Below are 24,275 nucleotides of genomic sequence, written 5' to 3' on the forward strand. Positions count from 1 at the left end.
CATCGTCGAATACCGATCCGACCAGGGAGTTTCCTGTGACTTTGCACCGTCGAACCCTTCGATCACGCGGCCTGACCGCGCTGGCAGCCGTGACCGTCGCGGCCGCGCTGCCCGCGGCGATGGCAGGCACCGCGCAGGCCAGGATGATCGGCGGATTCGAGGTGGGCGGCGCGATCGAGGCCGAATACGACCAGGCGGGCGGCCCGTCGCTGGGCGAGCCCACCTCCCCGGAAGCCGACGCGGCGGCCGGCGGCAAGTACCAGACCTTCGCCAACAACGCGGCCATCTATTGGCATCCCGACACCAACGCCAACACCGTCGCGGGTCAGATCCGGGACAAGTTCGCCGAGACGGGCAACGAGTCGGGCAAGCTCGGCTACCCGACCACCCGCGAGCAGTCCACCCCGTCGGGCGGCGGCCGGTACAACCACTTCCAGAAGGGCTCGATCTACTGGTCCGTCGGCACCGGCGCGCACCAGATCAGCGGCCCGATCCGCGACAAGTGGGCGGCGTTGGGCTGGGAATCGAGCCCGCTGGGCTTCCCGCTCACCGACGTGTCCGCGGCGGGCAAGGGCGACGGCCAGTTCACCATGTTCCCGACCGGCGCCATCTACTGGACGTCGAAGACCGGCGCGCACGCGGTGTGGGGCAGCATCCAGGCCGACTGGATCCGCGCGGGCGGCGAAAACGGCCGCTACGGCTACCCCACCAGCGACGAATACGACTACCAGGGCGGCAAGGCCCAAGATTTCACGGGCGGCAAGATCACCTGGAAGCCCGAGCGCTGAGCTACAACCAGCCCTGACGTTGCGCCGCCAGGATCGCCTCCGCGCGGTTGCGGGTGCCGGTCTTGCCGATCGCGGCCGAAAGATGGTTGCGCACAGTCCCTTCCGAGAGGTGTAGACGCTGGGCGATGACCCCGGCCGCCGAACCGTCGGCGGCCGCGGCCAGCACTTGACGTTCCCTCGCCGTGAGCGGAGATGTTCCGGCGGTGAGGGTTTCGGTCGCCAGCGCGGGGTCCACGACGCGTAGCCCCAGGTGTACCCGGCGGACCGCGTCGGCCAGTTCCCGTGCGGGAGTGTCCTTCACGACGAAACCGCTCGCCCCGGCGTCGATAGCGCGGCGTAGGTAGCCGGGCCGCCCGAACGTGGTGACCATGAGGATCCGCACGCGCGGGTGCTCGGCGTGCAGGCGGGCGGCGACCTCGATGCCGTCCAGGCCGGGCATGTCGATGTCGAGCAGTGCCACGTCGGGGCTGGTGCGGGTCACCGCGGCCAGGACTTCGTCGCCGCGACCGACCTCGGCGACCACCTCGAGGTCGGATTCCAGACCGAGCAGGGCGACGAGCGCGCCGCGCACCAGTGCCTGGTCGTCGGCGAGCAGCAGCCGGATCATCGGAGACTCCCTTCCGAGGGCACCGTCGCCAGCAGACCGACGCCGCCGCCCGGTGGCGTGGACACGGTCAGCGTGCCACCGGCCGCGCGCAGTCGCTCGGCCAGCCCGCGCAAACCCGAGCCGGAGGGTGCGGTGACATCGAAGCCGCGGCCGTCGTCGGTGATCTCGATGCTGTTCTCGGTGACGACCACGGTGCAGTGTTCGGCCGCGCTGTGGCGCACGACGTTGGTCACCGCTTCGCGCAGTACCCAGCCGAACAGCTCGCTGTGCCGCGTGTCCGCCATCGTCGAATCAGGCAGTACTGCAACGATGTCGGCCGCGGTCAGCGCGGTGCGCGCGGTGGCGAGTTCTCGGCGCACACTCACCTCACGCAGACCACCGACGGTGTCGCGTACCCCGGCGAGCGCCTCGCGGGCCAGTCGTTCCACGTCGGCGAGTTCGGCCTTGGCGCGCGCCACGTCGACATCGATAAGGCGTTGCGCGAGTTCGGTTTTGATGGTGATGACCGTGAGGGAATGGCCGAGGATGTCGTGCACATCGCGGGCGACCCGATTGCGCTCGGCCTCGATCGCCAGGTCGGCGCGTTGACTGCGGGTGATCGCCTGTAGTCGCCTGCCGCGCAGGCCGATCTCTCTGGCGAGCCAGATCACCGGTGGAATCACCGCGAGCACCAGCGCCGTACCGCCGAGCCACCGACCCGGCGCGAACACGGGCATCGCCACCATCGTGGCCGATACCGCCACCACCACGGCCAACGAGAGCCGGGTGGGCAGCGAGAATATCGCGACCGCGGCGATGTAGAGAACGGTCGGGAGCGCGGCCGCGCCGAGCAGCGCCATCATCACCACCGACAACGCGGCCATGCCGGCCAGCAGCGGCCAGATCCACGGATCGACGGACCGCGGATCGTCCTGCTCGTCCCAATCGAGTCTGCGGAAGACGACGAACGCCGTCACGATCAGCCCGCCGAACGCCAGCACGGCTGCCGTCGCACCGACCGCCCGCACCGTGCCGTGCTCGACCCAGCTGTCGTAGATCTGCGGCACCAGGTACAGCAACCATCCCACCGCGAGCGCGGCACCGAACCACCCGCGGCGCATGCCGCTGGTATCGGTCGCCCCGGTGCCGAACACCCGGTCGACGAAGTCACCCGAACTCACGAGCAATCCCTTCTCACAGCACTCACGCAGCCACGCGGGCCGACCCGGCGAGTACCGACGGTACCCACGAATCGGCCCGCGTGATCGGTCGTTCAACGGGCGGTGTCCCGGCGGAACAGCGCGGCCGCGCCCACCACGAACACCGCGGTCCACGCGACGACATTCACCACGGCCAGCACGATGGTGCCCGTATCGGTGCCACCGAACGGGGTGCGCACCAGGGTGGCGACCCCGTTGGTCGGCAGCACCTTCGACACGGTGGCGAACCACCCGTGGATCGGGAAGAACAGCCCGCCCGCGAACGACAGCATCGCCAGTCCGGGGCCGAGCAGTTGCATGACGTTCTCCGAGGGCAACAGGTAGCCCATGAGCAGACCGAAGGCCGCGAACACCAGCGAGCAGACCCAGGCGAGCAGGAAGCAAGCCACCCACGCCACCGGCGTCAGAGCGGCACCGCAGAACGCGCCGACGACGAACACCGTCGTCACCGCCACCAGACCCAGCGACATCGCGACCGCGACCTTCGTCGCCACGTAGGCCACCGGCCGCAGCGGCGTCAGCCGTAGCTGGCGGGTCCAGCCGTGGGCCCGTTCGACCGCCACCATCGCGCCGCCGCTGGTGGTCGCGAGCAGGGCACCGTAGAGCGCCATCGACACCATGATGTAGCCGGTGATGTTGCCCGAACCGAAGGACTCGTCCCGGTTTCCGCCCTGTAGGCCGAAGATCACGAAGAAGACCGGCGGCATGATCAGGGTGAAGATCAGGGTGCGCCGGTTGCGGAGCATGCGGCGAAGTTCGAGCGAGAGAAAGGCCGGGCTGAAGCCGCCGAGGCGAGGTGTGCGCACCGGTTTCGTCGCGGTGCGGGTTGTCTCGATCATGTCAGCGCTCGCCTTCGGGTGCGGAGGTCAGCGCGAGGAACGCCGATTCCAGGTTGTGGGTGGTGATTTCGATGTCGTGGGCCGCGGTGCGGGTGAGCAGGAAACGGGCGATGTCATCGGAGTCTCTGGCCTGCACCAGGATTCGATCGCCGCGCAGCTCCACATGCTCGACACCGGGTAGCGCGGACAGGTGCGCCGGGTCGGCGCCGGGCAGGGTGGCCGCCACGGTGCGGCCGACAGCCAGGTTCTTGATCTGGGCGGCGCTGCCGTCGGCGACGACGCGACCGGCACGCACCAGCACGATCCGGTCGGCGTAGGCGTCGGCTTCGTCGAGGTAGTGGGTGGCGAACAGCACGGTGCGGCCGCTCCCGGCGTCCTCGCGCATGGCCGCCCAGAAATCGCGCCTGCCCGACACGTCCATGCCGGTGGTGGGTTCGTCCAGCACGATCAGGTCCGGGTCGGGCAGCAGGGCCAGCGCGAACCGCAGCCGCTGCTGCTGGCCGCCCGAGCACTTTCCGACGAGACGGTCGGCGATATCGGCGATGCCTGCCCGCTCGAGGACTTCCGGCACCGGCCGCGGCCGGGCGTGCAGGGCGGCGACCAGGCGAACGGTTTCGCCGACGGTGAGGTCGGGCAGCAGCCCACCCGACTGCAGCACCGCGGCCACCCGGCCGGTCCGCACGGCGTCCTCTGGCGCTTCGCCGAAAACCGCGACCGTGCCGGAGTCGGGCGTGGTCAGGCCGAGGAGCAGGTCGATGGTGGTCGACTTACCCGCGCCGTTGGGGCCGAGGAAGGCGACGATCTCCCCCGGCGCCACGGTCAGGTCGAGACCGTCGACGGCACGGACCGGATCCGTGGTTCCGGGAAAGGATTTGCGCAGGTCACGCAGCTCGATGGCCGCGCGGGTCGTTCGTGGTGAAGGCATGGTTCAAGATTCACGCGGACGAGGCCGCGAAACCTGAGCCGACTGTCACCGTTCGCCCATGACAGGTGTCACGGGCTAGGGCGCGAGCAAGCCCTGACGGGCTCGGCTCGCACCGGACAGCGCGAGCAGCAGCATGGTGGTGAGTGCCCCGTCGTCCAGGCCTTCGGCGGGGAAGGTGTAGCGCAGGATGACGTCGCCGAGTTGGCCACGGGCGATCAGCGTGACCGAACCGAACTGGATCTCGTTGTTGCGTTCGGCGACGCGCTTGTGCAGGGCCGTCTTGAGCGGACGATCCCACGCCAGCACGCTGGTCAGCGACAGCACGGTGAGGCCGGGCGCGAGGGTGACGGCGCGGATCGAGCACAGGGCGCCGTCGTATTCGAAACCGAGCGACCTGTCGGCGTCGACGCGGACTTCGATGTCCTGCATCTGCAAGCAGGCACCGGCCCGCGCCTGCAGGTCGAGTTCCGGGGTGAGTAGCGCATCCATGTCGGCTCCGTCTTGACTGTCGCTCATTTGGCGCCACCGAAGCGACGATCGCGCTTGGCGTATTCCAGGCACGCGTCCCACAGGTTACGCCGGTCGAAGTCGGGGAAAAGCGTGTCCTGGTAGACGAATTCGGCGTAGGCGGCCTGCCAGATCAGGAAGTTCGAGCTGCGGAACTCACCGGAGGGGCGAAGGAACAGGTCGACGTCGGGCATATCGGGTTCGTCGAGATATTTCGCGACGGTGGCCTCGTCGACCTTCTCCGGGTCGATCTCGCCCGCGGCCACCCGGCGCGCGATTTCCCTTGCGGCATCGGCGATTTCGGCACGACCACCGTAGTTGACGCACATGGTCAGCGTCATCACGTCGTTGTCCTTGGTGAGCTCTTCGGCCACCTCGAGTTCCTTGATCACGCTGCGCCACAGGCGAGGCCGGCGCCCGGCCCAGCGCACCCGCACACCCATCTCGTGCATCTCGTCGCGGCGGCGGCGGATCACGTCGCGGTTGAAGCCCATCAGGAAGCGCACCTCGTCGGGGCTGCGACGCCAGTTCTCGGTGGAGAAGGCGTAGGCCGAGAGCCACTTCACGCCGATCTCGATGCAGCCTTCGACGGAGTCCATGAGCACGGCCTCGCCGCGTTCGTGTCCAGCGGTGCGCGGCAGGCCACGCTCCTGGGCCCAGCGGCCGTTGCCGTCCATCACCAGCGCGACGTGGTTGGGGACGAGCTCGGGCGGGATCGCGGGCGGACGCGCGCCGGAAGGATGCTGGGACGGCGGCCGCACGGTGCGGGTGCCGTCCTTGCTCGCGGGAGAAGAGTCACGACGCAGGATCACGGCGTCCATCCTGCCTGATCGCCGGGTACGAGCTGCACGGGCTCCGGGTTCGCGCCGTTTGCTCAGCCGACCCGGCCCACGACCGCGGCGTCGGGCCGGTCCGCGGGTTCGATGCGGGATCGCTCGATCAGCGGCAGCGTGCGCAGCTGGCGCTCCAGGTGCCACTGCAGGTGGGCGGCGACGAGACCGCTGGCCTGGCGGCGGACGTTGTCGGGAACGCTGTCGATGTAGGCCCACTCCCCCTTCAACAGGGCGACGAGCAGATCGAGCACCCCGGTGATGGGCGTGCTCGCGCCCGGCGGACGACAGTGCACACAGACCGCGCCGCCCGCTGCCACATGGAAGGCACGGTGCGGGCCGGGAGTCGCGCAGCGGGCGCATTCGTCGAGCGCAGGCGCCCAACCGGCGAAACCCATGGCGCGCAACAGGTATGCGTCGAGGATCAGTTCGTGGGGTCGCTGTTTGGCGGCGATCGCGCGCAGGGCACCCGCGGTGAGTACGTGCAGTTTCGGGGCGGGTGCGCGTTCTTCGCCCGCGAGACGCTCGGCGGTTTCGAGGATCGCGCACGCGGTGGTGTAGCGGCCGTAGTCGTCGATGATGTCGGCGGCGAACGCCTCCACGGTGATGACCTGGGTGACGATGTCGAGTGTGCGACCCGGGTGCAACTGCACGTCGATGTAGGAGAACGGCTCCAGCCGCGCCCCGAACTTCGACTTGGTGCGGCGCACCCCCTTCGCCACCGCCCGGACGAGCCCGTGTTGCCTGGTCAGGAGCGTGACAATGCGATCGGCCTCGCCCAGCTTGTGCTGGCGAACCACCACCGCCTCATCCCGATACAACCGCACGCGCCCAGTCTTCCATGCGCGCCCGACACCGTGGCCACGGACACGGGTCAGGACTGGAGCAGGCCGGTGATGAGCAGCAGCAGCGATTGCTGGGTTTCGACGCGGGCGCGGTCGGGGTCGGCGGCGTGGGCGACGATGAGTGAGGCTTCGGTGATGGCGCTGAGCAGCAGTTGCGCGAGCACCGGGACGGGGGCGACCGGGATCAGGCCCGCGTCGGTGGCGCGTTGCAGTTCGGCGGTGATCAGGCCGAGGCCGTGGCGGGCTTCGAATTCGCGGAAGGCGGGCCAGCCGAGCACGGTCGGTGCGTCCATCAGCACCACCCGCACCATTTCCGGGCGGCCGCAGAGCTCCAGGAAACACACCAGACCCGCGGTCATGCCGCCGATCACGTCGGCGCGGTCGACAGCGGCGACGGCGCTCGCGATCTCCGCGGTGGCCTCGGTCTCGATCTGTTCGAGGACGGCGAGGAACAGTCCGCGCTTGTCGCCGTAGTGATGGTGCAGGGCGCCGCGGGTGACACCGGCGGCAGCCACCAATTGCTCGGCCGAGGTACCGGCGAAGCCGCGCTCGGCGAACAGGCGACGGCCTGCCTGCTCGAGCGCGGCTCGGGTGACGCGGGAGCGATCCTCCTGACTACGGCGCTGCATGCAGCCGAGTGAACTCCACGATCAGTTCGGTGAGCAACTCCGGCCGGTCCTCGGGGATGAATGTGTAGGAATTGTCGAGGGTGCGCAGGCTCGCCCGCGGTAGATCGGCGACCAGCCGTTCGGCCAGCGCCATCGGGAACAGTTTGTCCTCGGTCGACCAGACCACGAGCACCGGGATCTCGACCGTGCCGAAGCGTTCGGCGGCGGCCACGGTGCATCGCTTGTCGACACCGGCGGCGAAGCGGCGCAGGTCGTCGCGGATAGCGGCGTTGCGCCGGGCGGGCCCCAAATAGGACTGCGCGATCTCTTGCGGCAGTGCGTGTTTGGTGACCAGCCCGAATCCGAGGGGCAGTCGCTGCATGAGTTCGAAGCGCATCGGCGCCAGCAGCGGACGGATCACGCCGGGAATCTTCGCCACCTTCAGCAAGCCCGCGAAAGGCTGCGGCGGGAACACTTCGTAGCAGTCGACGGCGGCCAGGACGACGCGGCCGATTCGTTCCGGTCGGCGGGTCATCAGGATCTGGGTGAGCGCACCGCCGGTGTCGTTGGCGACGATCGTGACATCGGTGAGGTCGAGCGCGTCGAGGAACTCGGCGATCAGGTCCGCGATGCCGGTGGGGCTGAGGTCGGCGTCCGGCATCGGGATGGTGTGGGATCCGAGCGGCCAGTCCGGCGTGAGGCAGCGGTGGCCGGCGGCGGCGAGACCGGGCACGACCCCGCGCCAGATGTCGGCGTTGACGAGTAGTCCGTGGACGAAGACGACCGGCGATCCGGCGCCGGTGTCGTGGTAGCGGATGCGGCCGGATGACAGGGCGATCTCGCGTGCCGGGCCGAGTGCTGAGCTGATTCCCATGGGGTCCTCCCCTGGTCGAATGCTGGGCAGGTCCACTGTTACATACATCCCGTATGTATGTCTATACCCACCCTAGGGGATGTGGACGGGTGACCAGGTTCGCGTTACGGTCGAGCCACGTACCTGCAGAGACGGAGCTCATATGTCCGCGCCCGACCACATCGCGCCGAACTCCTCGGCCGATCTCGGCCTCACCGAGCTGTCCTCGGCCGTGGCCGACGGCAGCATTTCCTCGGTCGCCGCCGTCGCCGACGCGCTCGACCGGATCGAGGCGTCGCAGCCGACGCTCAACGCGTTCCGGGTCGTCCGTCGCGAGGCCGCGCTGCGGGAGGCGGCCGAGGCGGACGCGCGGTTGGCGGCGGGTGTGCGGCTGCCGCTGCTGGGTGTGCCGATCGCGGTCAAGGACGACACCGACATCAGCGGCGAGGTCACCGCTTTCGGATGCGGTGGGGAGTTCACGCCGAAGTCCGCGGACGCCGAATCGGTGCGCCGGTTGCGCGCGGCGGGTGCGGTGATCGTCGGCAAGGCCAATACCTGCGAGCTCGGACAGTTGCCGTTCACCAGCGGCGACGCGTTCGGCCACACCCGCAATCCGTGGGATCGGACGCGCACGCCGGGCGGGTCATCGGGTGGGTCCGCGGCGGCGGTCGCGGCCGGATTGGTCCCCGCCGCACTGGGTTCCGACGGCGCGGGGTCGGTGCGCATCCCGGCTTCGTGGACCAACCTGATCGGGATCAAGCCGCAGCGGGGGCGCATCTCCACCTGGCCGCTGGCGGAGGCGTTCAACGGGCTCACCGTCAACGGACCGCTGGCACGCACCGTGCGGGACGCGGCGCTGCTGCTCGACATCGCCGCCGGACCGCACGACGGCGACCGGCACAGGCCCGCGCCCATCGAGGCGAGCGCGGCCGCGGGGCGCGATCCCGGTAGGCTCAGAATCGCGCTCTCCCTGAGCATTCCGTACACCGCCACCAAGACCGCGCTAGATCCGCAGATCGCGGCAGCCGTGCACGCGCTGGCTGCCACCCTGCGCACACTCGGCCATACCGTCACCGTGACAGACCTGCACTACGGGTTGATGATCGGCGCGTCCTTCCTGCCGCGCTCGCTGGCGGGGATCAGCCGGGTGCACCGGGATATGCCGGGCGCGGTCGTCGATCCGAGAACCACCACCAATTCGCGCGTCGGCCGCGTGCTCAGCGGACCCGCGCTCACCGCGGCGCGACTGGCGGAACCCTTGCTGCACAAGCGCATCGGCTCGTTCTTCGACGACTACGACTTGGTGCTGGCGCCGACCACCGCGACCCCTCCCCCGCAGGTGGAAGAGATCGATGGCATCGGCTTCGGTGCGACGAACAATCTGATCACCGCCGCGTGCCCGTACACGTGGCCGTGGAACGTGCTCGGCTGGCCGAGCGTGAACGTGCCTGCCGGTTTCACCGAATCCGGGCTGCCGATCGGTGCGCAACTGATGGGCACCGCCGACAGCGAACCACTGCTGATCTCGCTCGCGGCCCAGCTGGAATCGGAACTGCACTGGGAACGTCACCGCCCCACGCAGTGGTGGTGACAGTTCCTATCGGCCCGGTTCCGTCCACCCTTCGAGGTCGCTCTTCGTACCCGACGGACAGCCGTCCTGGCCGGTCTGCCGGGGAAACATCATCAGGCAGCGCTGCGGTCCCGCGCCGCCGACCGCGGTAGTGACCAGAACCGCGATCGACGAACCGTCGGCCACACGGCTGGTCGAGAAGCCGAGGGTGCCGGTGACGCCGCGATAGTCGGACTCGCGCAACTGGACCGCGATGGCGGTTCGGTTCGGCGGGAGGTCGGCCAGCACGCCACGGCTGTTGCGCACCGCTTGCACGAACAGGCCGCTCACATCGAAGGCCAGACCGGTGCGGTCGCCTGCCCAGGTGGGCCGGTAGTCGGTGAGGTCGGGATAGCCACGCAGGTCTTCGATCAAGCCCGCCAGTTCGGTGCACAGCTGCTCGTGTTCGAACGGCACCGGCTGGTCGCCGAGCTTGCCGATGCCGCTGACACAATCGGCGCCGCCGAGCATCACCGGCGAGGCCTTGGACACGTACCGCACGGTGAGGTTGGCAGGGAGTGCGGCGGTGGCCTTCGGATCGGTGATCAGCCTGGTCACCGCGTCGTTGCCGAGGATCGCCGGGCCCGCGCCACTGAGGCAGCCGCGACTCACCGATTTGGCGAAGGTCGGGAAGTCGTCGTTGCGGCCCGCGAAGAACAGCAGGGTGCGGCGGTCGAATCCGGCGGTCTCGCACGGTGCGGGGAAACGGTAGAGCTGCTGCTGTTCACGCCAGCTCATACTCTGTTGCGCCACACCCCGTTTGGCGAGTTCCTTCTGCAGATCATCGACCAGGGTGGTCACGTACAGATCACCGGCGGCCTCGGGGTGATAGATCGCCACCTTGTCGTAGCGGGACGTGCCGTTGAGATCACGGGCGCCCTGCACATAGTCGGCGACGAGCCGGGCTTGCACCCTGTTGCTCGGTGCCGCTTGAAAATACAGCGGAGATGCTTCTTCCAGACCATCGGCCGACAGTGTCGTGGCTACCGCGGGAACCCCGAGTTCCCCGAGACGGGTGATGGCCCTGCGGGTTTCGTCGTTGCTGCGATCGATCCCGACGACGCCGAGCACGCTGGGATCGTCGGCCACGAGCTCGCGCAGCGCATTGTCGACCACCCACCCGGCCTGACGCATATCGGAACCACCGTTGGCGATGATGATGCGCAGCAACGGTTCCGACTCATCGGAGGCCAGCAACGCCCGACGCTGCTGCACCGCCAGCCCGGCCAGCTCCTCGACCTGCGCGTGCGGGTAACGCACGTTGGTGTCGGCGTAGCTGAGGCCGGCGAAGTACACCAGCGAGATCAGGGGTCGATTCGGGTTGTTCTCGCGCGCGTCGGCCGCGGCGGTGTTGAGCCGGAACACTTCTCGCTGCATCGCCGACAACTCGGGGTCGTCGGCGAAGGTCTGCCGGGGGTTGTCGCTGTAGCCGACACATTCACCGTCGCGCAAACTCACCGAGACACCGTCGGTCCACGGCCAGTGCGAACATTCGGCGCCACGCAGCGGCGGGAAGTAGACCAGCGTCGCGGCCACTGCCAGCACGATCGGGGTCAGGACACACAGACCGACGAACCAGCTGCGCGCGGCCAGCGGCGGCGCGGGCGGCAGTGCGAGACCACGGAATCGGGCATCGCTCACCCGCGGGGTGGTGTCGGGCGGCAGGATCGCGCGCAACGGCAGGAACCAGGCATCGGCCTGACGATGGGTGCGCCGGTTGTCGATCTCGCGCACCCACTCCTGCAGCGGATCGGGCGGCTGCGGGGTCGGCGCGGCGGCGAGGCTTTCCAGGGTGCGCAGCGGGCGCAGATCGCTGATGTGGGAGAGCTCGCCGACCTCACGGTTCGGCCCTTCGGCACGCAGCGCCACCACGACCAGCGGATCGAAAAGGCCGGTCTCGTTCCGGATTTCGTTGATCCAGGTGAGGATGCGCGCACCGTCGCTGCCCTCGGCCAGACCACCGAGCAAGGCCACCGGGTACGCGGTGCGACGCCAGCTCGACGGGCGCCAGATCCGGCGTCTGTAGGCATCGCGCAGGTCCTCGAGAAACGCATGTACGAGAAGCTTGCCGACCTGCTCTTCGTTCTCGTCGACCCGGTGCGACGCGGTGAGGCGGGACGCGAAACCGAGGAAGCTGCCCGACAATTCAGGCGCCAGGTAGCGCTGGTGCAGGAACCACCGCGTCACCTTCGACATGCCGGGAATGCGCCCCGACACCCACAGCCACAACCGCAGCACCGGCCACAGTGCCAGCACACCGAAGACCACCCGCGAAATCGTGTCGCCCGCAACACCTTCGGCGGTATCGGAGTGGCTCGTCGGCGAACCGCTGCGTAGCAGTTTGGGCAGTCTGCGGCGCAGCTCGTCGGGCGCCTCGGATTCGTCGGAGGTCACCCGCTGGCGGGTCAGCCAGTCGGCGGTGCGGTAGCGCGGGAACTTGATCGCGCCCATCGCGGTGTCGTCGGCGGCGAAACCCGCCACCAACTGCTGGACGATCGGCAGGCAGTGGCCGGGGATCTCCTGATCATTGGCGTGCGGGCCCGCGTCGATCGCGTTGAGGTCGGGGGTGAGCAGCGTGCGCGGCAGGTCGGGCGCGTGCAGGTCGATCTTGACGCGCGGCGTGGCCCGCCTGCCGCCGGATTCGCTGAGCCAACTGTAGATTTCGCCGACCAGCGCCGTATGCCCGGCAACGCCGACGACTTCGATGATCGGGCGGGGCAGCGTGCGCCGCCCGTGGACCAATGTGCGCAGCACCCGCGGGCGGGCATCGGGGATCTCGAGTGCCCGCAGCAGCTCCAGCAGCTTGCCGACATCATTGGCATCGGGCACTTCCACGGCCTCCCCCGGACGATCAGCGAACACGCCGAACGAACCGGCGTGTTCGCCGAACGATACCCCGAACCGCCGACAGTCAAACGGTCAAAAGCCCAGCTTCCCCAGCTGTTTCGGGTCGCGCTGCCAGTCCTTGGCTACCTTCACGTGCAGGTTCAGGTAGATGCGCGTGCCGAGAATGTGCTCGATCTGCTTGCGGGCATTCGTGCCGACCTCTTTGAGGCGGGCGCCGTTCTTGCCGATGATGATCGCCTTCTGACTGGGCCGTTCGACGTAGAGCAGGGCATGCACCTCGAGCATGTCCTCGTTCGCCTCGTACGGCTCGATGTCCTCGATCACCACGGCCAGCGAGTGCGGCAGTTCGTCGCGCACACCCTCGAGGGCAGCCTCGCGGATCAGCTCGGCCATGAGGGTTTCCTCCGGCTCGTCGGTGATCTCACCGTCGGGATAGAACGCCGGACCCTCTTGCATCTGCGAGGCGATCACGTCGACGAGCACCTCGACCTGTTCGCCCTTCACGGCCGAGACCGGCACGACCTCGGCTTCGGGGCCGAGCAGCTTCGACAGTGCCATCAGCTGGTGGGCGATCTCGTCGCGACCCACCTTGTCGATCTTGGTGACCACGCCGAGGATCTTGGTCTTGGGCGCCATCATCCTGATCTGCTCGACGATCCAGCGGTCACCGGGGCCGATCTTCTCGTCGGCGGGGATGCACAACGCGATCAGGTCGACCTCGGAATAGGTGTCGCGAACCAGGTCGTTGAGACGCTGGCCGAGCAGCGTGCGCGGACGGTGCAGGCCGGGGGTGTCGACCAGGATCAGCTGGGCGTTCTCGCGGTGCACGATGCCGCGGATGGTGTGGCGGGTGGTCTGCGGGCGCGAGGAGGTGATCGCGATCTTGGTGCCGACCAGTGCGTTGGTGAGCGTCGACTTGCCGGTGTTGGGGCGGCCGACGAAACAGACGAAGCCGGAACGGAATTCCTTGCCGGAATCAGCCACCGTGCACCTCGGTCAGCACGGCGCCGGTGCGGTCGGTGCGGATGACCGAAGCCGACGGCGAGACCTCGCGCACCGCGTCGACGCCCGCGTCCTCGGCGTCACCGCCGACGACGACCGCCGCCTCGAACCCCTCGGCACCGCTCGAGATCGCGGCGGCCACGGCGGCCTGCAACGCGGTCAGGCGCAGCGCGGTCAGCCCGACCTCGCCCGCGGCGTAGGTGCGGCCGTCGGTGTCGCGCACCGCGGCGCCGCTCGCGCCCCCGGTGCGGCCCAGCGCGCCACGCGCCAGTACGAGCAGTTTGTTGTCCTCGGCGTTCAGTTCACTCATGGTGTTCTCCGTTGTCGTCGGGCACGCGCACCGGATCGGTGTCGGCGGTTGCCTCGTCGGTCGTGCCCTTGCGGGGCTTGTCGGTCTTCTTCTCTGCCTTGTCGGACTTGTCCGCGGCTCGGCGCACCAGCACGGTGTTGACCCGCATGCGCCCGCGCGCGTCCGCGCCGCCCTCGCCGCGCAGCACCAGCCCGTAGACGGTCACCTTGGAGCCGGGCAGCGGGACGCGGCCCAGCTCGTGAGCGAGCAGCCCGCCCACCGTGTCCACATCGTCGTCCTCGATGTCGAGTCCGTACAGTTCCCCCAGGTCTTCCACCGACAGCCGCGACGAGACGCGGTAGCGCCCGTCGCCGAGGTCCTCCACGGGTGGGGTTTCGTCGGTGTCGTATTCGTCGGCGATCTCACCGACGATCTCCTCGAGCACGTCCTCGATGGTCACCAGCCCCGCGATACCGCCGTACTCGTCGACCAGCAGCGCCATGTGATTGCGGCGCCGCTGCATCTCGTCGAGCAGTTCGTCGAGCGGCTTGGAATCGGGGACGAAGATCGCGGGCCGCATGACCTCGCGCACCGACACCTTGCGGGCGCGATCGGCGTAGGGCACAAGGTCTTTCAGGTAGACCACGCCGCGGATGTCGTCGACGTTCTCGCCGATCACCGGGATCCGGGAATGGCCGGATCGCACAGCCAGTGACATCGCCTGGGCGGCGGTCTTGTCGTCCTCGATCCACACCATCTCGGTGCGCGGCACCATCACCGCGCGAGCCGGGGTGTCGCCGAGTTCGAAGACCGACTGGATCATCCGGCGTTCGTCGTCGGCCACCACGCCGCGCTCACGGGCCATGTCGACCACCTCGCGCAGCTCGATCTCGGAAGCGAAGGGGCCGTTGCGAAATCCCTTACCGGGAGTGATCGCGTTGCCGAGCAGAATCAGCAGGCGGCTGACCGGGCTGAGCACCGCGCCGATGATCTGCAGCGGCACAGCGGCGGCCAACGCGATCGAATAGGCGTGCTGACGGCCGAGGGTACGCGGGCCGACGCCGATCACGACGTAGGAGACAACGACCATCAGCGCGGCGGTGACCAGCAGCGCCGTGCTCTCGTTCCACAGGTCCAGCGTCGCCGCCGCCAGCAGCACCGTTGCGGTGATTTCGCACAGGATACGCAGCAGGACAACGAGATTCACATAGCGCGGACGGTCGTCGACGATCTTGCGCAATCGCGCGGCGCCGGAACGCTCCTCGCGGACCATGTCGTCGAGCCTGGCCCGTGACACCGTGTTCAGTGCCGAGTCCACACCCGCGAACACCCCGCCGATACCGATCAACACGATCGCCAGCGGGATCAGGGTCAGTGCTGTCACGCGGGGCCTTCACCGGGTGCGGTGAAACCTGCCTTGCCGAGTAGACGGTCGTCACGCTCGGCCAGCTCGGCGCGGCGCTGTTCCTCGCGCAGGCTCACGTACCACTCCTCGAGCAGCTGGGCCTGCAGCGCGAACATCTCCTTCTCCTCCTCCGGCTCGGCATGGTCGTAGCCGAGCAGGTGGAGCACGCCGTGCACGGTGAGCAGGGCCAGCTCGTGGTCGAGCGAATGGTCAGCCTTCTGCGCCTGACCCATCGCGAACTCCGGGCACAGCACGATGTCACCGAGCATCGACGGACCGGGCTCCGGGCTGTCGGGACGACCGCCGGGCTCGAGCTCGTCCATCGGGAACGACATCACGTCGGTGGGACCGGGCAGGTCCATCCAGCGCACGTGCAGGTCGGCCATGGTGTCGAGATCGACGAGCACCATCGACAGTTCGGCGGCAGGATGGACGTCCATCCGGCCGATCACGAAACGCGCGACGCTGACCAGGTCTTCTTCGGGAACGTCCATGCCCGATTCGTTGGCGATCTCGATGCTCACCTGTTCAGGGTACGGTGCTGGCCCGACGCCGCCGGGAGCGGCATCGGGCCAGCTCGATCGTGTCCCGCCCCGATTCTGGACTGACCAGAGGGTGCGACGAAGGAGTACCCGGCGGGAGGGAAGAATCGGGGCCCGCCAGGGACGCGATCGCCGACCCGGTCGGCACAGGGGCACTGCGCACGTCAGCGCCGGTCGCTGCGACCGGCTGCCCTGCGCTGGGCGCGATTGCCCGGGTAGTGCGGGCCCGGCACCGCGCGGGTCTCGGATTCGAAGCGGTCGTAGGCGTCGACGATGTCGGAGACCAGCCGGTGACGGACCACGTCGGCGCTGGTGAGCTCCGAGAAGTGGATGTCGTCGATATCGGTGAGGATCTCCGCGGCCGCTCGCAGGCCCGAGCGCTGCCCGTTGGGCAGGTCGACCTGCGAGATGTCACCGGTGACCACCATCCGCGAGCCGAAGCCGAGGCGGGTGAGGAACATCTTCATCTGCTCGGCCGTGGTGTTCTGCGCCTCGTCGAGAATGATGAACGAATCGTTGAGGCTGCGACCACGCATGTACGCCAGCGGCGCGACCTCGATGACACCGGACGCCATCAGCTTGGGAATGGCCTCGGGGTCCATCATGTCGTGCAGGGCGTCGTAGAGCGGGCGCAGGTACGGGTCGATCTTGTCGTTGAGGGTGCCGGGCAGGAAGCCGAGCCGCTCGCCCGCCTCGACCGCGGGCCTGGTCAGGATGATGCGGGTGACCTGCTTGGACTGCAGGGCCTGCACCGCCTTGGCCATGGCCAGGTAGGTCTTGCCGGTGCCGGCGGGACCGATGCCGAACACGATGGTGTTGTCATCGATCGCGTCGACATAGCGCTTCTGGTTCAGCGTCTTGGGGCGGATGATCTTGCCGCGCCGCGACAGGATGTCCAGGCTCAGCACCTCGGCGGGCGATTCGGACACGCCCTCGTCGGTGAGCATCGAGATGGTGTGACGGACCGCCTCGGGCGTGATCACCCGATTGCGGCCGGTCAGCGCCACGAGCTGCTCGACAACCCGCTCGGCCAGCGCCACATCGCCGGCCTTACCGGTGATGGTGACGGTGTTGCCGCGGACGTGGATGTCGGCCGGGAGGAGTTTCTCCAGCTGACGTAGGTTCTGGTCGGCCGAGCCGAGGAAACCGAAAACCGACTCCGGGGCGAGCTCGATGCTGGAACGCACGGTCCGCGCAGCGGGACCAGCATTGTTACCGCCTGCGCCGATGTCTGATACGGGATTGCCGATCTCGCCTGAGTTCTTCAAAAGTGGCTACAGCCTGCTTCCGGTTTCGACCTGGTGTTCGATGAGATCAGTTTACCGCCGGGCACTGACACCGCACAGTGGTTAAAAATGTGCCCGTGGTATGCCGTTCGCGACCCCGTCGGAATACCCGATTCCGGACGATCCACTCCCGCCTCACCAGCGCGAGGTCAACGCCCCCAGCGCACCGAGCGCGACGGCCGCCGCGGTGGAGGTGCGCAGGACGGTCGGGCCGAGGAGCACGACGTCGGCTCCGGCCTCCGCCAGCGCGGCCAGCTCGGCGTCGTCGAGGCCGCCTTCGGGGCCGACGATCAGCACCACTTCGCTCGCCTCGGCCAGCGGCAGTTCAGTGAATCTGCCCGCGCCGGATTCGTGCAGGGCCGCGACGATCGCGCCGTCCGCCTTGGCTTTTCGCACCAGTTCCACCAGGTCGCGGGTGCGGTGCAGGCCGGCGATCTCGGGGATGTAGGCGCGACGGGATTGGCGGGCCGCGGACTTCGCCGCCGCACGCCACTTCTCGATGCCCTTGGCGGCCTTGGCTTCCCAGTTCGCGACGCAGCGCGCGGCCTGCCAGGGGACGATCAGGTCCGCGCCTGCCTCGGTCATCAATTCGACGGCCAGCTCGGAGCGGTCCGACTTGGGCAGCGCCTGCACCACAGTCACCACCGGGGTGGGCGGCGCGGCGATCCGGCGATCACGCACCGCCAGTTCGAGCCGGTCCTTCTGGGCCGCAACGACTTCCGAGTCGGCCAGCACACCGTGCCCATCGGACAGGGTGATCGGTTCGCCGACCTTGATCCGGCGCACCGTCGCGGCATGGCGACCCTCTGGGCCGTCCAGCACCGCGACAGCGCCCGGCTCGGGGACCTCGTCGAGGTAGAAGACCGTCGCGGCCACGGGCTCAGCGCCCGCTGAACGACGCGCGCAGCCGGGCGAACAGACCGCTGTTGTGCTCGGACTGGGTCGACATCACCTCGGCGCGATCCTTGTCCCGCATGCCCTTGAACTTGCGCAGCAGATCGGTCTGCCTGCCGTCGAGCTTGTTCGGCACGACGATGTCGAGGTGAGCGAGCAGGTCGCCGCGCGCACCCGAACGCAGCCGCGGCATGCCGTGCGCCCGCAGCTGGATGACCTCGCCGGGCTGGGTGCCCGCCGCGATGGTGAGTTCGGTGGGGCCGTCGAGGATGGTGTCCACGACCACGGTGGTCCCGAGGATCGCGTCGACCATCGGCACCCGGACGGTGCAGTGCAGGTCGTCGCCGTCGCGCACGAAGGTGTCGTGCGGCTGCTCGACGACCTCGACATAGAGGTCACCGGCATGGCCGCCACCGGGGCCGACCTCGCCCTGCGCCGCCAGGCGAACCCGCATGCCGCTGGCGACACCGGCTGGGATGGGCGCGGCGATCTCGCGACGGGCGCGCACGCGGCCGTCGCCACCGCACTTGTTGCAGGGGTCGGGGATGGTCTCGCCCGCGCCACGGCAGGTCGGGCACGGACGCGAGGTGAGCACCTGGCCGAGGAACGAGCGCTGCACCGACTGCACCTCGCCCGCGCCGTCACAGGTCTCGCAGCGCACCGGCTTGGAGTTGCCGTTGGTGCCCGAACCCACGCAGACATCGCAGAGGATCGCGGTGTCGACGGTCAGGTGCTTGGTGACGCCGACCGCGCATTCGGCCAGGCTCAGCCGGGTGCGGATCAGCGAGTCGGCGCCGGGCTGCACGCGGCCGCGCGGCTTGCGCTGGCCACCGCCCTGGCCGCTCATGCCGCCGAAGAACGCCTCGAAGACGTCGCCGAGGCCGCCGAAGCCCGCACCGTTGAATCCTGCTCCGCCGCCGCCGTTTTCGAGCGGGTCACCACCGAGGTCGACGATCCGGCGCTTCTCGGGGTCGGTCAGCACCTCGTAGGCGGTGGAGACTTCCTTGAAGCGGGCCTGCGCGCCCTCGTCCGGGTTCACATCGGGGTGCAGTTCGCGGGCCAGCTTGCGGTAAGCGCGCTTGAGCTCCTGGTCGGTGGCATTCTTGCCGACGCCGAGCAGTCCGTAGTAATCCCGTGCCACGTGAGTTCTCTAGTCCTTGGTCGGTGTGGGCCGGCCGAGCGCCGGGCGCATCCTTTAGTCGAATCCACTCAACTTTACCGGCCGAAGTATCGACCTTAACAGTCCGGTTGTCGTGGTTCCCGAGCTGGCATCACCTTTCGGCGAGTACCTCGCCGATGTAGCGGGCGACCGTCGCGACGGATGCCATGGTGCCGGGGTAGTCCATGCGGGTCGGGCCGAGCACACCCATGCCGCCCAGCACGGCGCCCGCCGCACCGTAGCCGGTGGAGACAACGGAGGTGCCGCGCATCTGCTCGACCTGGGTCTCCTCGCCGATCTGCACCATCACCTGGCCCGGCTGCTGCGCGGCGGCGAGCAGTTTGAGCACGATGACCTGTTCTTCCAGGGCTTCCAGCACGGTGCGCAGGGAGCCGGGGAAGCCGAAATCGGCGACATTGCGGGTGAGATTGGCCGTGCCGCCCAGAACCAGGCGTTCTTCGGGGTGCTCGACCAGCGTCTCCACCAGGACGGTCGAGACCCGGACCAGCACATCGCGGATCTTGGCGGGCGCGCGTTCGGGCACGCCGGCTACCGACGCGCTGGCCACCGACAGCAGCTTGCCGTCCATGGCCCCGCCCAGCAGGCCGCGCACGGCGGCCAGGTCCTCGTCGGAGATCACCGCGCCCAGGTCGACGATGCGCTGGTCGACGCGGCCGGTGTCGGTGATCACGACGAGCAACAGCCGGGCCGGGTTGAGCGCGACGACCTCGATGTGGCGCACGATCGAGGCCGAGACGGTGGGGTACTGCACCACAGCGACCTGGCGGGTGAGCTGGGCCAGCAGGCGCACGCCGCGGCGCAGGACATCGTCGAGATCGACACCGGATTCGAGAAATTCCATGATCGCCCGGCGTTCGGCGCCCGAGAGCGGTTTCACCTCGGCGATCCGGTCGACGAACTCGCGGTAGCCCTTGTCGGTGGGGATGCGGCCCGAGCTCGTGTGCGGCTGGGTGATGTAGCCCTCGGCCTCGAGCACCGCCATGTCGTTGCGGATGGTGGCGCTGGAAACGCCGAGGTTGTGCCGTTCCACGAGAGACTTGGAACCGATCGGTTCCTTGGTGGCGACGTAGTCCGCGACGATCGCTCGCAAGACCTCGAAACGTCGATCCTCGGTGCTCGACGCCATCGACCCCACCTTCCTCGCTCGTGCCCGGTACCTCACGCCTACCCGTGCTGCGTTCGCACAGGGTCGCACGCCGACGCTCGCAGCGTCTTGTTGTCCAGTCTAATTGTCTTGTTGCCGATCCCTGGATCGCACGGCTGTCCCGGCATCGAACTGTCATGCGGGGCGATATCCGGCTTCGGGGCGGTGTTAGACCTGTTCAGCTCGGCCGGGCCCGGTGGCAGGTTATCCACAGGCCCGAGTTGTCCACAGTTGCGGTTTCGGGGGTTGTCGGGCTCGGGCGCCGGGCGTAGGTTCGGACTGAATCAGGGGGTCTACCAGCTATTTTCAGCTGACTACAGTGTGCACGGGGAGGGAACTGTGAGGTATCCGGATAGGGCCGGCGTAACGGGGCGAGTCGGGTCGAGCGCGGTCGCGGTGCGGCCCGCGGAGTTCGCCCGGATCGACAGTGCGTGTGCGGAATTTCTGCGGGCGATCGCGCGGGTGCGGGCACTTGCCGTGGAAATCGGCGATCAGGAGCGCTGGGGGCTGGGCGAGGGACAAGCGCGATTGATATCCGGTCGCACATTGGTAGCGCGATTGCGTTCCGCGGCGGCGGCGAACGAGAACAGCGTCACTGCCGTATTGGATGCGCATTCACAGATCGTGGACGACATTCGGCAATCTTTCCGGGCTGCGCGCGATCTGATGGTGGTTGCTGACGAAGAGTGGGCTGATCGACTTCGATTGTCGGAAACCGCTGCAGGGCAACCTATTTCCACGGAGTCAGCGTGATGGGCAGCGCGCCGAGCGGGTTTCGCGGCGAGCACGCATATCCGGACTATTCGAGCGGGGCCGCGGAATCGGGTGTTCCCGGCGGCGGGGAGAACACGCATTCTTGGCGACATCGGGAGATCGTCGCGGCATTCCGGGCGCTCGAGGTGACCGACGCATTGGTGCAAGCGGACAGGTTCGAGCAGATCGCGCGGTGGTGGGACGACGGTCTCCGCACATTCCGGCACGCGGTGAATGGGTCGCTGGCGTCGGCGTGGTCGGGCGTGGGCGCCGCCGCGGCCGGATTCGCGGTCGACGACTATGTCGCGCGAGCGCACGATCTGACTGTCGCGCTGGAGGCGTTGCCGGGCGTGGTTCGAGCGGCTGCCGAGGCGATCGTGGCGACCAAGTACGCGGTCGGGTCGCCGGTTGTCGAGGGAACCGGTGCTGCGGCGTGGTCGGCGAGTGGGGCGGTCCACGCCATGGGCTCGGCATCGGCGCATGGTGCGGCTTCGGCCGCGGAGGAGGACGCGCGAGCGGCGATGCGGCAGCGGTACGTCTTGCCGTTCGGGGAGTTGGTCGCTCGCATTCCGGTGCTACCCGTGCCGGTTGGGTCGTTCGACTCCGGCGGGTCGAACGACCGGCAATCGCTGATCGGCACCGCGGGGCAAACGCGAGGCGAGCGGGGTGCGCTGTCGCCGGAGGAGGTTTCCGCTGGTCGCGGGCAGAACTTGTCCGGCGCGTCCGGGGAGAGTTCGGCTCTGCACGGGGCGATCGGCGACTCGGAGAAGGTGGGGCGCGATGGTCGCGGATCAGGAGTTCCGATCGACGGGCCGGATCTGCTCGACGGCAGATCGGTGGAATCCGATGGCCGGGCGGCACACTCGGGCGGCACTCCGACGGTGGCCTCGGCGTCGGCGGGTGTCACCGGCACGGCACCGACGAGCAGTGCGGCTGCGGTGACGACACCTGTCAGCGCAGGGTTGGTCACAGCGCCCACAGGGACTTCTGCCGCGGCTGTGGAACCCGCGGTCGTTTCGGCGGGGCGCGGTCCCGCTGTCGGCTCGGTGGCTGGGCGGATGGGGGCGAGCGTCAGCACGAGCGGAGGCGGTGACAGGACATGGGGTGGCGCATCGGGGTACCGACCGCACGGTCAGCACGACGCGTCGAGGCCGGGTATCGGGCACAGCATTCCCGGATCGACGGGTGCGGCCATCGGCGCCAACCCGCCGACAGGGCATGCCACGACCAGATCGGTCGATCGCTACTTCCATTGCGGCGGAGCACCGCCGGCGGCGCCCGCGCCGGGCGTGGACGCCGTGCGCGGACTGCCGGAGTACTTGATCACGCTCGCGAACACCGCGGAACTACTCGGTGAGCCACGACCGGCGATAGCCGGTGGGGTGATCGGTGGTGGCGATGACTTCTCGCCGGTCGAGCAGCGCTCAACGGCGACTCCGGGCTGACGGCGATGTCAGCGAGTCGACGAAGGCGTCGGCAGTGGCCGCCCGGGCCGGGCGGCCGGTGCCGGATCAGACTCGGGCAGCAGCGCCGCAGCGAGCGGCGGAGTCGGGGGCGCCGACCTGCTTGCCCGCGAGGGCGTCGAGACCCAACATCGCCAGCAGCGACGTGCAATCTTCGGCGTCGTTCGAGTGCGAAGCGACCGTCCGCGCGGCGACCGCGCATTGACGAGCGTTCTCCGCCTTCTCAGCCGAGCGCGCTTCAGCGAATTCGCTCTGCTCGTGGACGAGGGTGATGTGCCGTTCGGTGGACATATAACTCCCTAGGATCGAGCCGAAGCCTACGCCCCTAATCGTTATCTTCCACCCCGAACCCACCGAACATACCCTTAGAGCACCCCACTGCCGCGGGCCTCCCACCAGGTGTGCATTGGTGGATTACCCCAGGATGACCGGGCAATCTTTGGATGCGATCCCAAGCCTGAGAAATCTCGAAATTCAGATCACGATGACATCACCGCTCGCGCGATTCTCCGACGGGTTCAGCAGCTCCGCGAGGCCGCGGACAACACCACCGCCGATCAGCCGAGACCGGCTCCTGCGAGCACTTCAGCGGTCAGGTGAGGAGGTCGCGGACGATGCCGTCGGCGAGGAGGCGGCCACGGTCGGTGAGGACCAGGTTCTCGCCGGTGACGCGGGCCAGGCCGTCGGCCAGGATGCGGTCCAGAGCCGAGCTTGCCGAGGGGGCTAGATCCGCGAGGGGCAGGCCGGTGCGGAGGCGGACGGTGAGCATGAGGTGTTCGGTGTAGCGCTCGTCGTCGGTGAGGGCCTCCCAGCCCGCGGCGGGGAGACCACCGAGGGCGACGCGGTCGGCGTAGCGGGCGGGGTGTTTGACGTTCCACCAGCGAACGCCGCCGACGTGGCTGTGCGCGCCGGGGCCGGCGCCGAGCCAGTCACCACCGTCCCAGTAACCGAGGTTGTGCTGACAGCGGGCGGCATCGTTCGCGGCCCAGTTGGAGACCTCGTACCACGTCAGACCGGCGTCGGCGAGGCGGGCATCGATGCGTTCGTAGCGGGCGGCGAGGACATCGTCGTCGGGTGCGGGCAGTTCACCACGGCGGACCTTGCGGGCCAGCGCGGTTCCGTCCTCGACGATCAGGGAGTAGGCGGAAACATGATCGACACCGGCGGCCAGCACCGCGTCCAGACTCAGATCCAGATCGGCATCGGTCTCGCCGGGGGTGCCATAGATCAGGTCGAGGTTCACGTGATCGAACCCGGCCGCGCGCGCTTCCTTCGCCGCGGCGACCGCGCGGCCCGGCGTGTGCGTGCGGTCGAGCACCTTCAGCACGTGCTGTGCTGCGGACTGCATGCCGAGCGAGATCCGGGTGTAGCCCGCCGCACGAAGCCGCTCGAAGAACTCGGGCGAGGTGGATTCCGGGTTGGATTCGGTGGTCACCTCGGCGTCGGCGGCCAGGGTGAAGTTCGCCCGCACGGCATCGAGAACCGACGCCAGCCCGTCACCGCCGAGCAGCGACGGTGTCCCGCCGCCGACGAAGATCGTCGACACCGCGGGCGTCGCGCTCGGCAGGGCACCGAACTCGGCCGCGGCGGTCGCGAGCTCGCCGCGCAACGCCTCCAGCCACGACTGCGGCGACGCCGAAGTACCCAGCTCCCCCGCCGTATAGGTGTTGAAGTCGCAGTACCCGCAGCGCGTGGCGCAGAAGGGCACGTGCACGTACACCCCGAACGCGCCGCTTCCGAAATCGCGCAGCACCGGCCGATCGGCATCGGCCGGTGTCACGCCGGGAGCCCCGGAAGCAGCGCTGGTAGTCACCCCTCCAGTCTGCCGGGCCCTGCGAGCGCGCCCCGCCCGGCCCCTCG

General features: G+C 68.8%; 24 protein-coding genes. 4 read left to right on the plus strand and 20 right to left on the minus strand.

Annotation, left to right across the window (positions count from 1 at the left end; genetic code table 11):
• Window positions 1-35: 35 nt before the first annotated feature.
• The gene (locus ACFVJ5_RS29140; protein ID WP_379224946.1) at window positions 36-788 is read left to right on the plus strand and encodes an LGFP repeat-containing protein; all 753 of its coding nucleotides are present in this window, start codon (window positions 36-38) and stop codon (window positions 786-788) included.
• Between the two features lies 1 nt (window position 789).
• Here ACFVJ5_RS29140 and ACFVJ5_RS29145 read toward each other — a convergent pair whose 3' ends face one another.
• The 9 genes from ACFVJ5_RS29145 to ACFVJ5_RS29185 all read right to left on the minus strand — a co-directional run bounded on the left by ACFVJ5_RS29145 (window position 790) and on the right by ACFVJ5_RS29185 (window position 8,022).
• Window positions 790-1,395, minus strand: a complete 606-nt coding sequence (locus ACFVJ5_RS29145; protein WP_328660139.1) for a response regulator transcription factor — start codon at window positions 1,393-1,395, stop codon at window positions 790-792.
• A complete protein-coding gene (locus ACFVJ5_RS29150; RefSeq protein ID WP_379224948.1) occupies window positions 1,392-2,555 on the minus strand; it encodes a sensor histidine kinase in 1,164 nt (387 codons plus the stop codon). The genes ACFVJ5_RS29145 and ACFVJ5_RS29150 overlap by 4 nt, the downstream gene beginning before the upstream one ends.
• 92 nt (window positions 2,556-2,647) lie before the next feature.
• On the minus strand, window positions 2,648-3,433 hold the full coding sequence (locus tag ACFVJ5_RS29155; protein WP_379224950.1) for an ABC transporter permease: 786 nt from the start codon (window positions 3,431-3,433) through the stop codon (window positions 2,648-2,650).
• A gap of 1 nt (window position 3,434) precedes the next feature.
• Complete coding sequence (locus tag ACFVJ5_RS29160) at window positions 3,435-4,358, minus strand: ABC transporter ATP-binding protein (RefSeq protein ID WP_379224952.1); 924 nt, start codon at window positions 4,356-4,358, stop codon at window positions 3,435-3,437.
• Between the two features lie 75 nt (window positions 4,359-4,433).
• Window positions 4,434-4,787: a YbjN domain-containing protein gene (locus tag ACFVJ5_RS29165; RefSeq protein WP_379225117.1), complete on the minus strand. Its 354-nt coding sequence runs from the start codon at window positions 4,785-4,787 to the stop codon at window positions 4,434-4,436.
• Between the two features lie 83 nt (window positions 4,788-4,870).
• Window positions 4,871-5,686 (minus strand): isoprenyl transferase, encoded by an 816-nt coding sequence (locus tag ACFVJ5_RS29170; RefSeq protein WP_378637531.1) that lies wholly within the window; start codon window positions 5,684-5,686, stop codon window positions 4,871-4,873.
• 53 nt (window positions 5,687-5,739) lie between these two features.
• On the minus strand, window positions 5,740-6,522 hold the full coding sequence (gene recO / locus ACFVJ5_RS29175; protein ID WP_101463905.1) for a DNA repair protein RecO: 783 nt from the start codon (window positions 6,520-6,522) through the stop codon (window positions 5,740-5,742).
• A gap of 47 nt (window positions 6,523-6,569) precedes the next feature.
• Window positions 6,570-7,169: a TetR/AcrR family transcriptional regulator gene (locus tag ACFVJ5_RS29180; RefSeq protein WP_379224955.1), complete on the minus strand. Its 600-nt coding sequence runs from the start codon at window positions 7,167-7,169 to the stop codon at window positions 6,570-6,572.
• Window positions 7,156-8,022 (minus strand): alpha/beta fold hydrolase, encoded by an 867-nt coding sequence (locus ACFVJ5_RS29185; protein ID WP_379224957.1) that lies wholly within the window; start codon window positions 8,020-8,022, stop codon window positions 7,156-7,158. Before ACFVJ5_RS29185 ends, ACFVJ5_RS29180 begins: the two co-directional genes overlap by 14 nt.
• 142 nt (window positions 8,023-8,164) lie before the next feature.
• Between ACFVJ5_RS29185 and ACFVJ5_RS29190 the strand changes: the two genes are divergently transcribed.
• Window positions 8,165-9,592: an amidase gene (locus ACFVJ5_RS29190; protein WP_379224959.1), complete on the plus strand. Its 1,428-nt coding sequence runs from the start codon at window positions 8,165-8,167 to the stop codon at window positions 9,590-9,592.
• A 6-nt stretch (window positions 9,593-9,598) separates the two neighbouring features.
• Here ACFVJ5_RS29190 and ACFVJ5_RS29195 read toward each other — a convergent pair whose 3' ends face one another.
• From ACFVJ5_RS29195 to hrcA, 9 genes are all read right to left on the minus strand, one after another.
• Window positions 9,599-12,439, minus strand: coding sequence for an ABC transporter substrate-binding protein (locus ACFVJ5_RS29195; RefSeq protein WP_379224961.1), 2,841 nt, complete (start codon window positions 12,437-12,439; stop codon window positions 9,599-9,601).
• Between the two features lie 90 nt (window positions 12,440-12,529).
• On the minus strand, window positions 12,530-13,441 hold the full coding sequence (era, locus tag ACFVJ5_RS29200; RefSeq protein WP_358112172.1) for a GTPase Era: 912 nt from the start codon (window positions 13,439-13,441) through the stop codon (window positions 12,530-12,532).
• On the minus strand, window positions 13,434-13,769 hold the full coding sequence (locus tag ACFVJ5_RS29205; protein ID WP_379224963.1) for a cytidine deaminase: 336 nt from the start codon (window positions 13,767-13,769) through the stop codon (window positions 13,434-13,436). Before ACFVJ5_RS29205 ends, era begins: the two co-directional genes overlap by 8 nt.
• Complete coding sequence (locus ACFVJ5_RS29210; protein WP_379224965.1) at window positions 13,762-15,132, minus strand: hemolysin family protein; 1,371 nt, start codon at window positions 15,130-15,132, stop codon at window positions 13,762-13,764. Before ACFVJ5_RS29210 ends, ACFVJ5_RS29205 begins: the two co-directional genes overlap by 8 nt.
• The gene (ybeY, locus tag ACFVJ5_RS29215; RefSeq protein ID WP_364410399.1) at window positions 15,129-15,677 is read right to left on the minus strand and encodes an rRNA maturation RNase YbeY; all 549 of its coding nucleotides are present in this window, start codon (window positions 15,675-15,677) and stop codon (window positions 15,129-15,131) included. Before ybeY ends, ACFVJ5_RS29210 begins: the two co-directional genes overlap by 4 nt.
• A 182-nt stretch (window positions 15,678-15,859) precedes the next feature.
• On the minus strand, window positions 15,860-16,924 hold the full coding sequence (locus ACFVJ5_RS29220) for a PhoH family protein (RefSeq protein ID WP_379225119.1): 1,065 nt from the start codon (window positions 16,922-16,924) through the stop codon (window positions 15,860-15,862).
• A gap of 192 nt (window positions 16,925-17,116) precedes the next feature.
• Window positions 17,117-17,857, minus strand: a complete 741-nt coding sequence (locus ACFVJ5_RS29225; protein WP_379224967.1) for a 16S rRNA (uracil(1498)-N(3))-methyltransferase — start codon at window positions 17,855-17,857, stop codon at window positions 17,117-17,119.
• Window positions 17,858-17,861: 4 nt separating this feature from the next.
• Window positions 17,862-19,016, minus strand: a complete 1,155-nt coding sequence (gene dnaJ / locus ACFVJ5_RS29230) for a molecular chaperone DnaJ (RefSeq protein ID WP_378637506.1) — start codon at window positions 19,014-19,016, stop codon at window positions 17,862-17,864.
• Window positions 19,017-19,146: 130 nt separating this feature from the next.
• The gene (gene hrcA, locus ACFVJ5_RS29235; protein ID WP_101463915.1) at window positions 19,147-20,181 is read right to left on the minus strand and encodes a heat-inducible transcriptional repressor HrcA; all 1,035 of its coding nucleotides are present in this window, start codon (window positions 20,179-20,181) and stop codon (window positions 19,147-19,149) included.
• A gap of 357 nt (window positions 20,182-20,538) precedes the next feature.
• Here hrcA and ACFVJ5_RS29240 point away from each other — a divergent pair, with 357 nt between their 5' ends.
• Window positions 20,539-20,952 (plus strand): hypothetical protein, encoded by a 414-nt coding sequence (locus tag ACFVJ5_RS29240; RefSeq protein WP_379224970.1) that lies wholly within the window; start codon window positions 20,539-20,541, stop codon window positions 20,950-20,952.
• Window positions 20,952-22,397, plus strand: a complete 1,446-nt coding sequence (locus ACFVJ5_RS29245) for a hypothetical protein (RefSeq protein WP_379224972.1) — start codon at window positions 20,952-20,954, stop codon at window positions 22,395-22,397. The genes ACFVJ5_RS29240 and ACFVJ5_RS29245 overlap by 1 nt, the downstream gene beginning before the upstream one ends.
• A 66-nt stretch (window positions 22,398-22,463) precedes the next feature.
• Here ACFVJ5_RS29245 and ACFVJ5_RS29250 read toward each other — a convergent pair whose 3' ends face one another.
• Window positions 22,464-22,706, minus strand: coding sequence for a hypothetical protein (locus ACFVJ5_RS29250; RefSeq protein ID WP_067456243.1), 243 nt, complete (start codon window positions 22,704-22,706; stop codon window positions 22,464-22,466).
• 301 nt (window positions 22,707-23,007) lie between these two features.
• A complete protein-coding gene (hemW, locus tag ACFVJ5_RS29255) occupies window positions 23,008-24,228 on the minus strand; it encodes a radical SAM family heme chaperone HemW (protein WP_379224975.1) in 1,221 nt (406 codons plus the stop codon).
• Window positions 24,229-24,275 lie beyond the last annotated feature (47 nt).

Source organism: Nocardia sp. NPDC127606 (assembly GCF_042671725.1).
In the GTDB taxonomy this organism is placed as follows: Bacteria; Actinomycetota; Actinomycetes; order Mycobacteriales; family Mycobacteriaceae; genus Nocardia.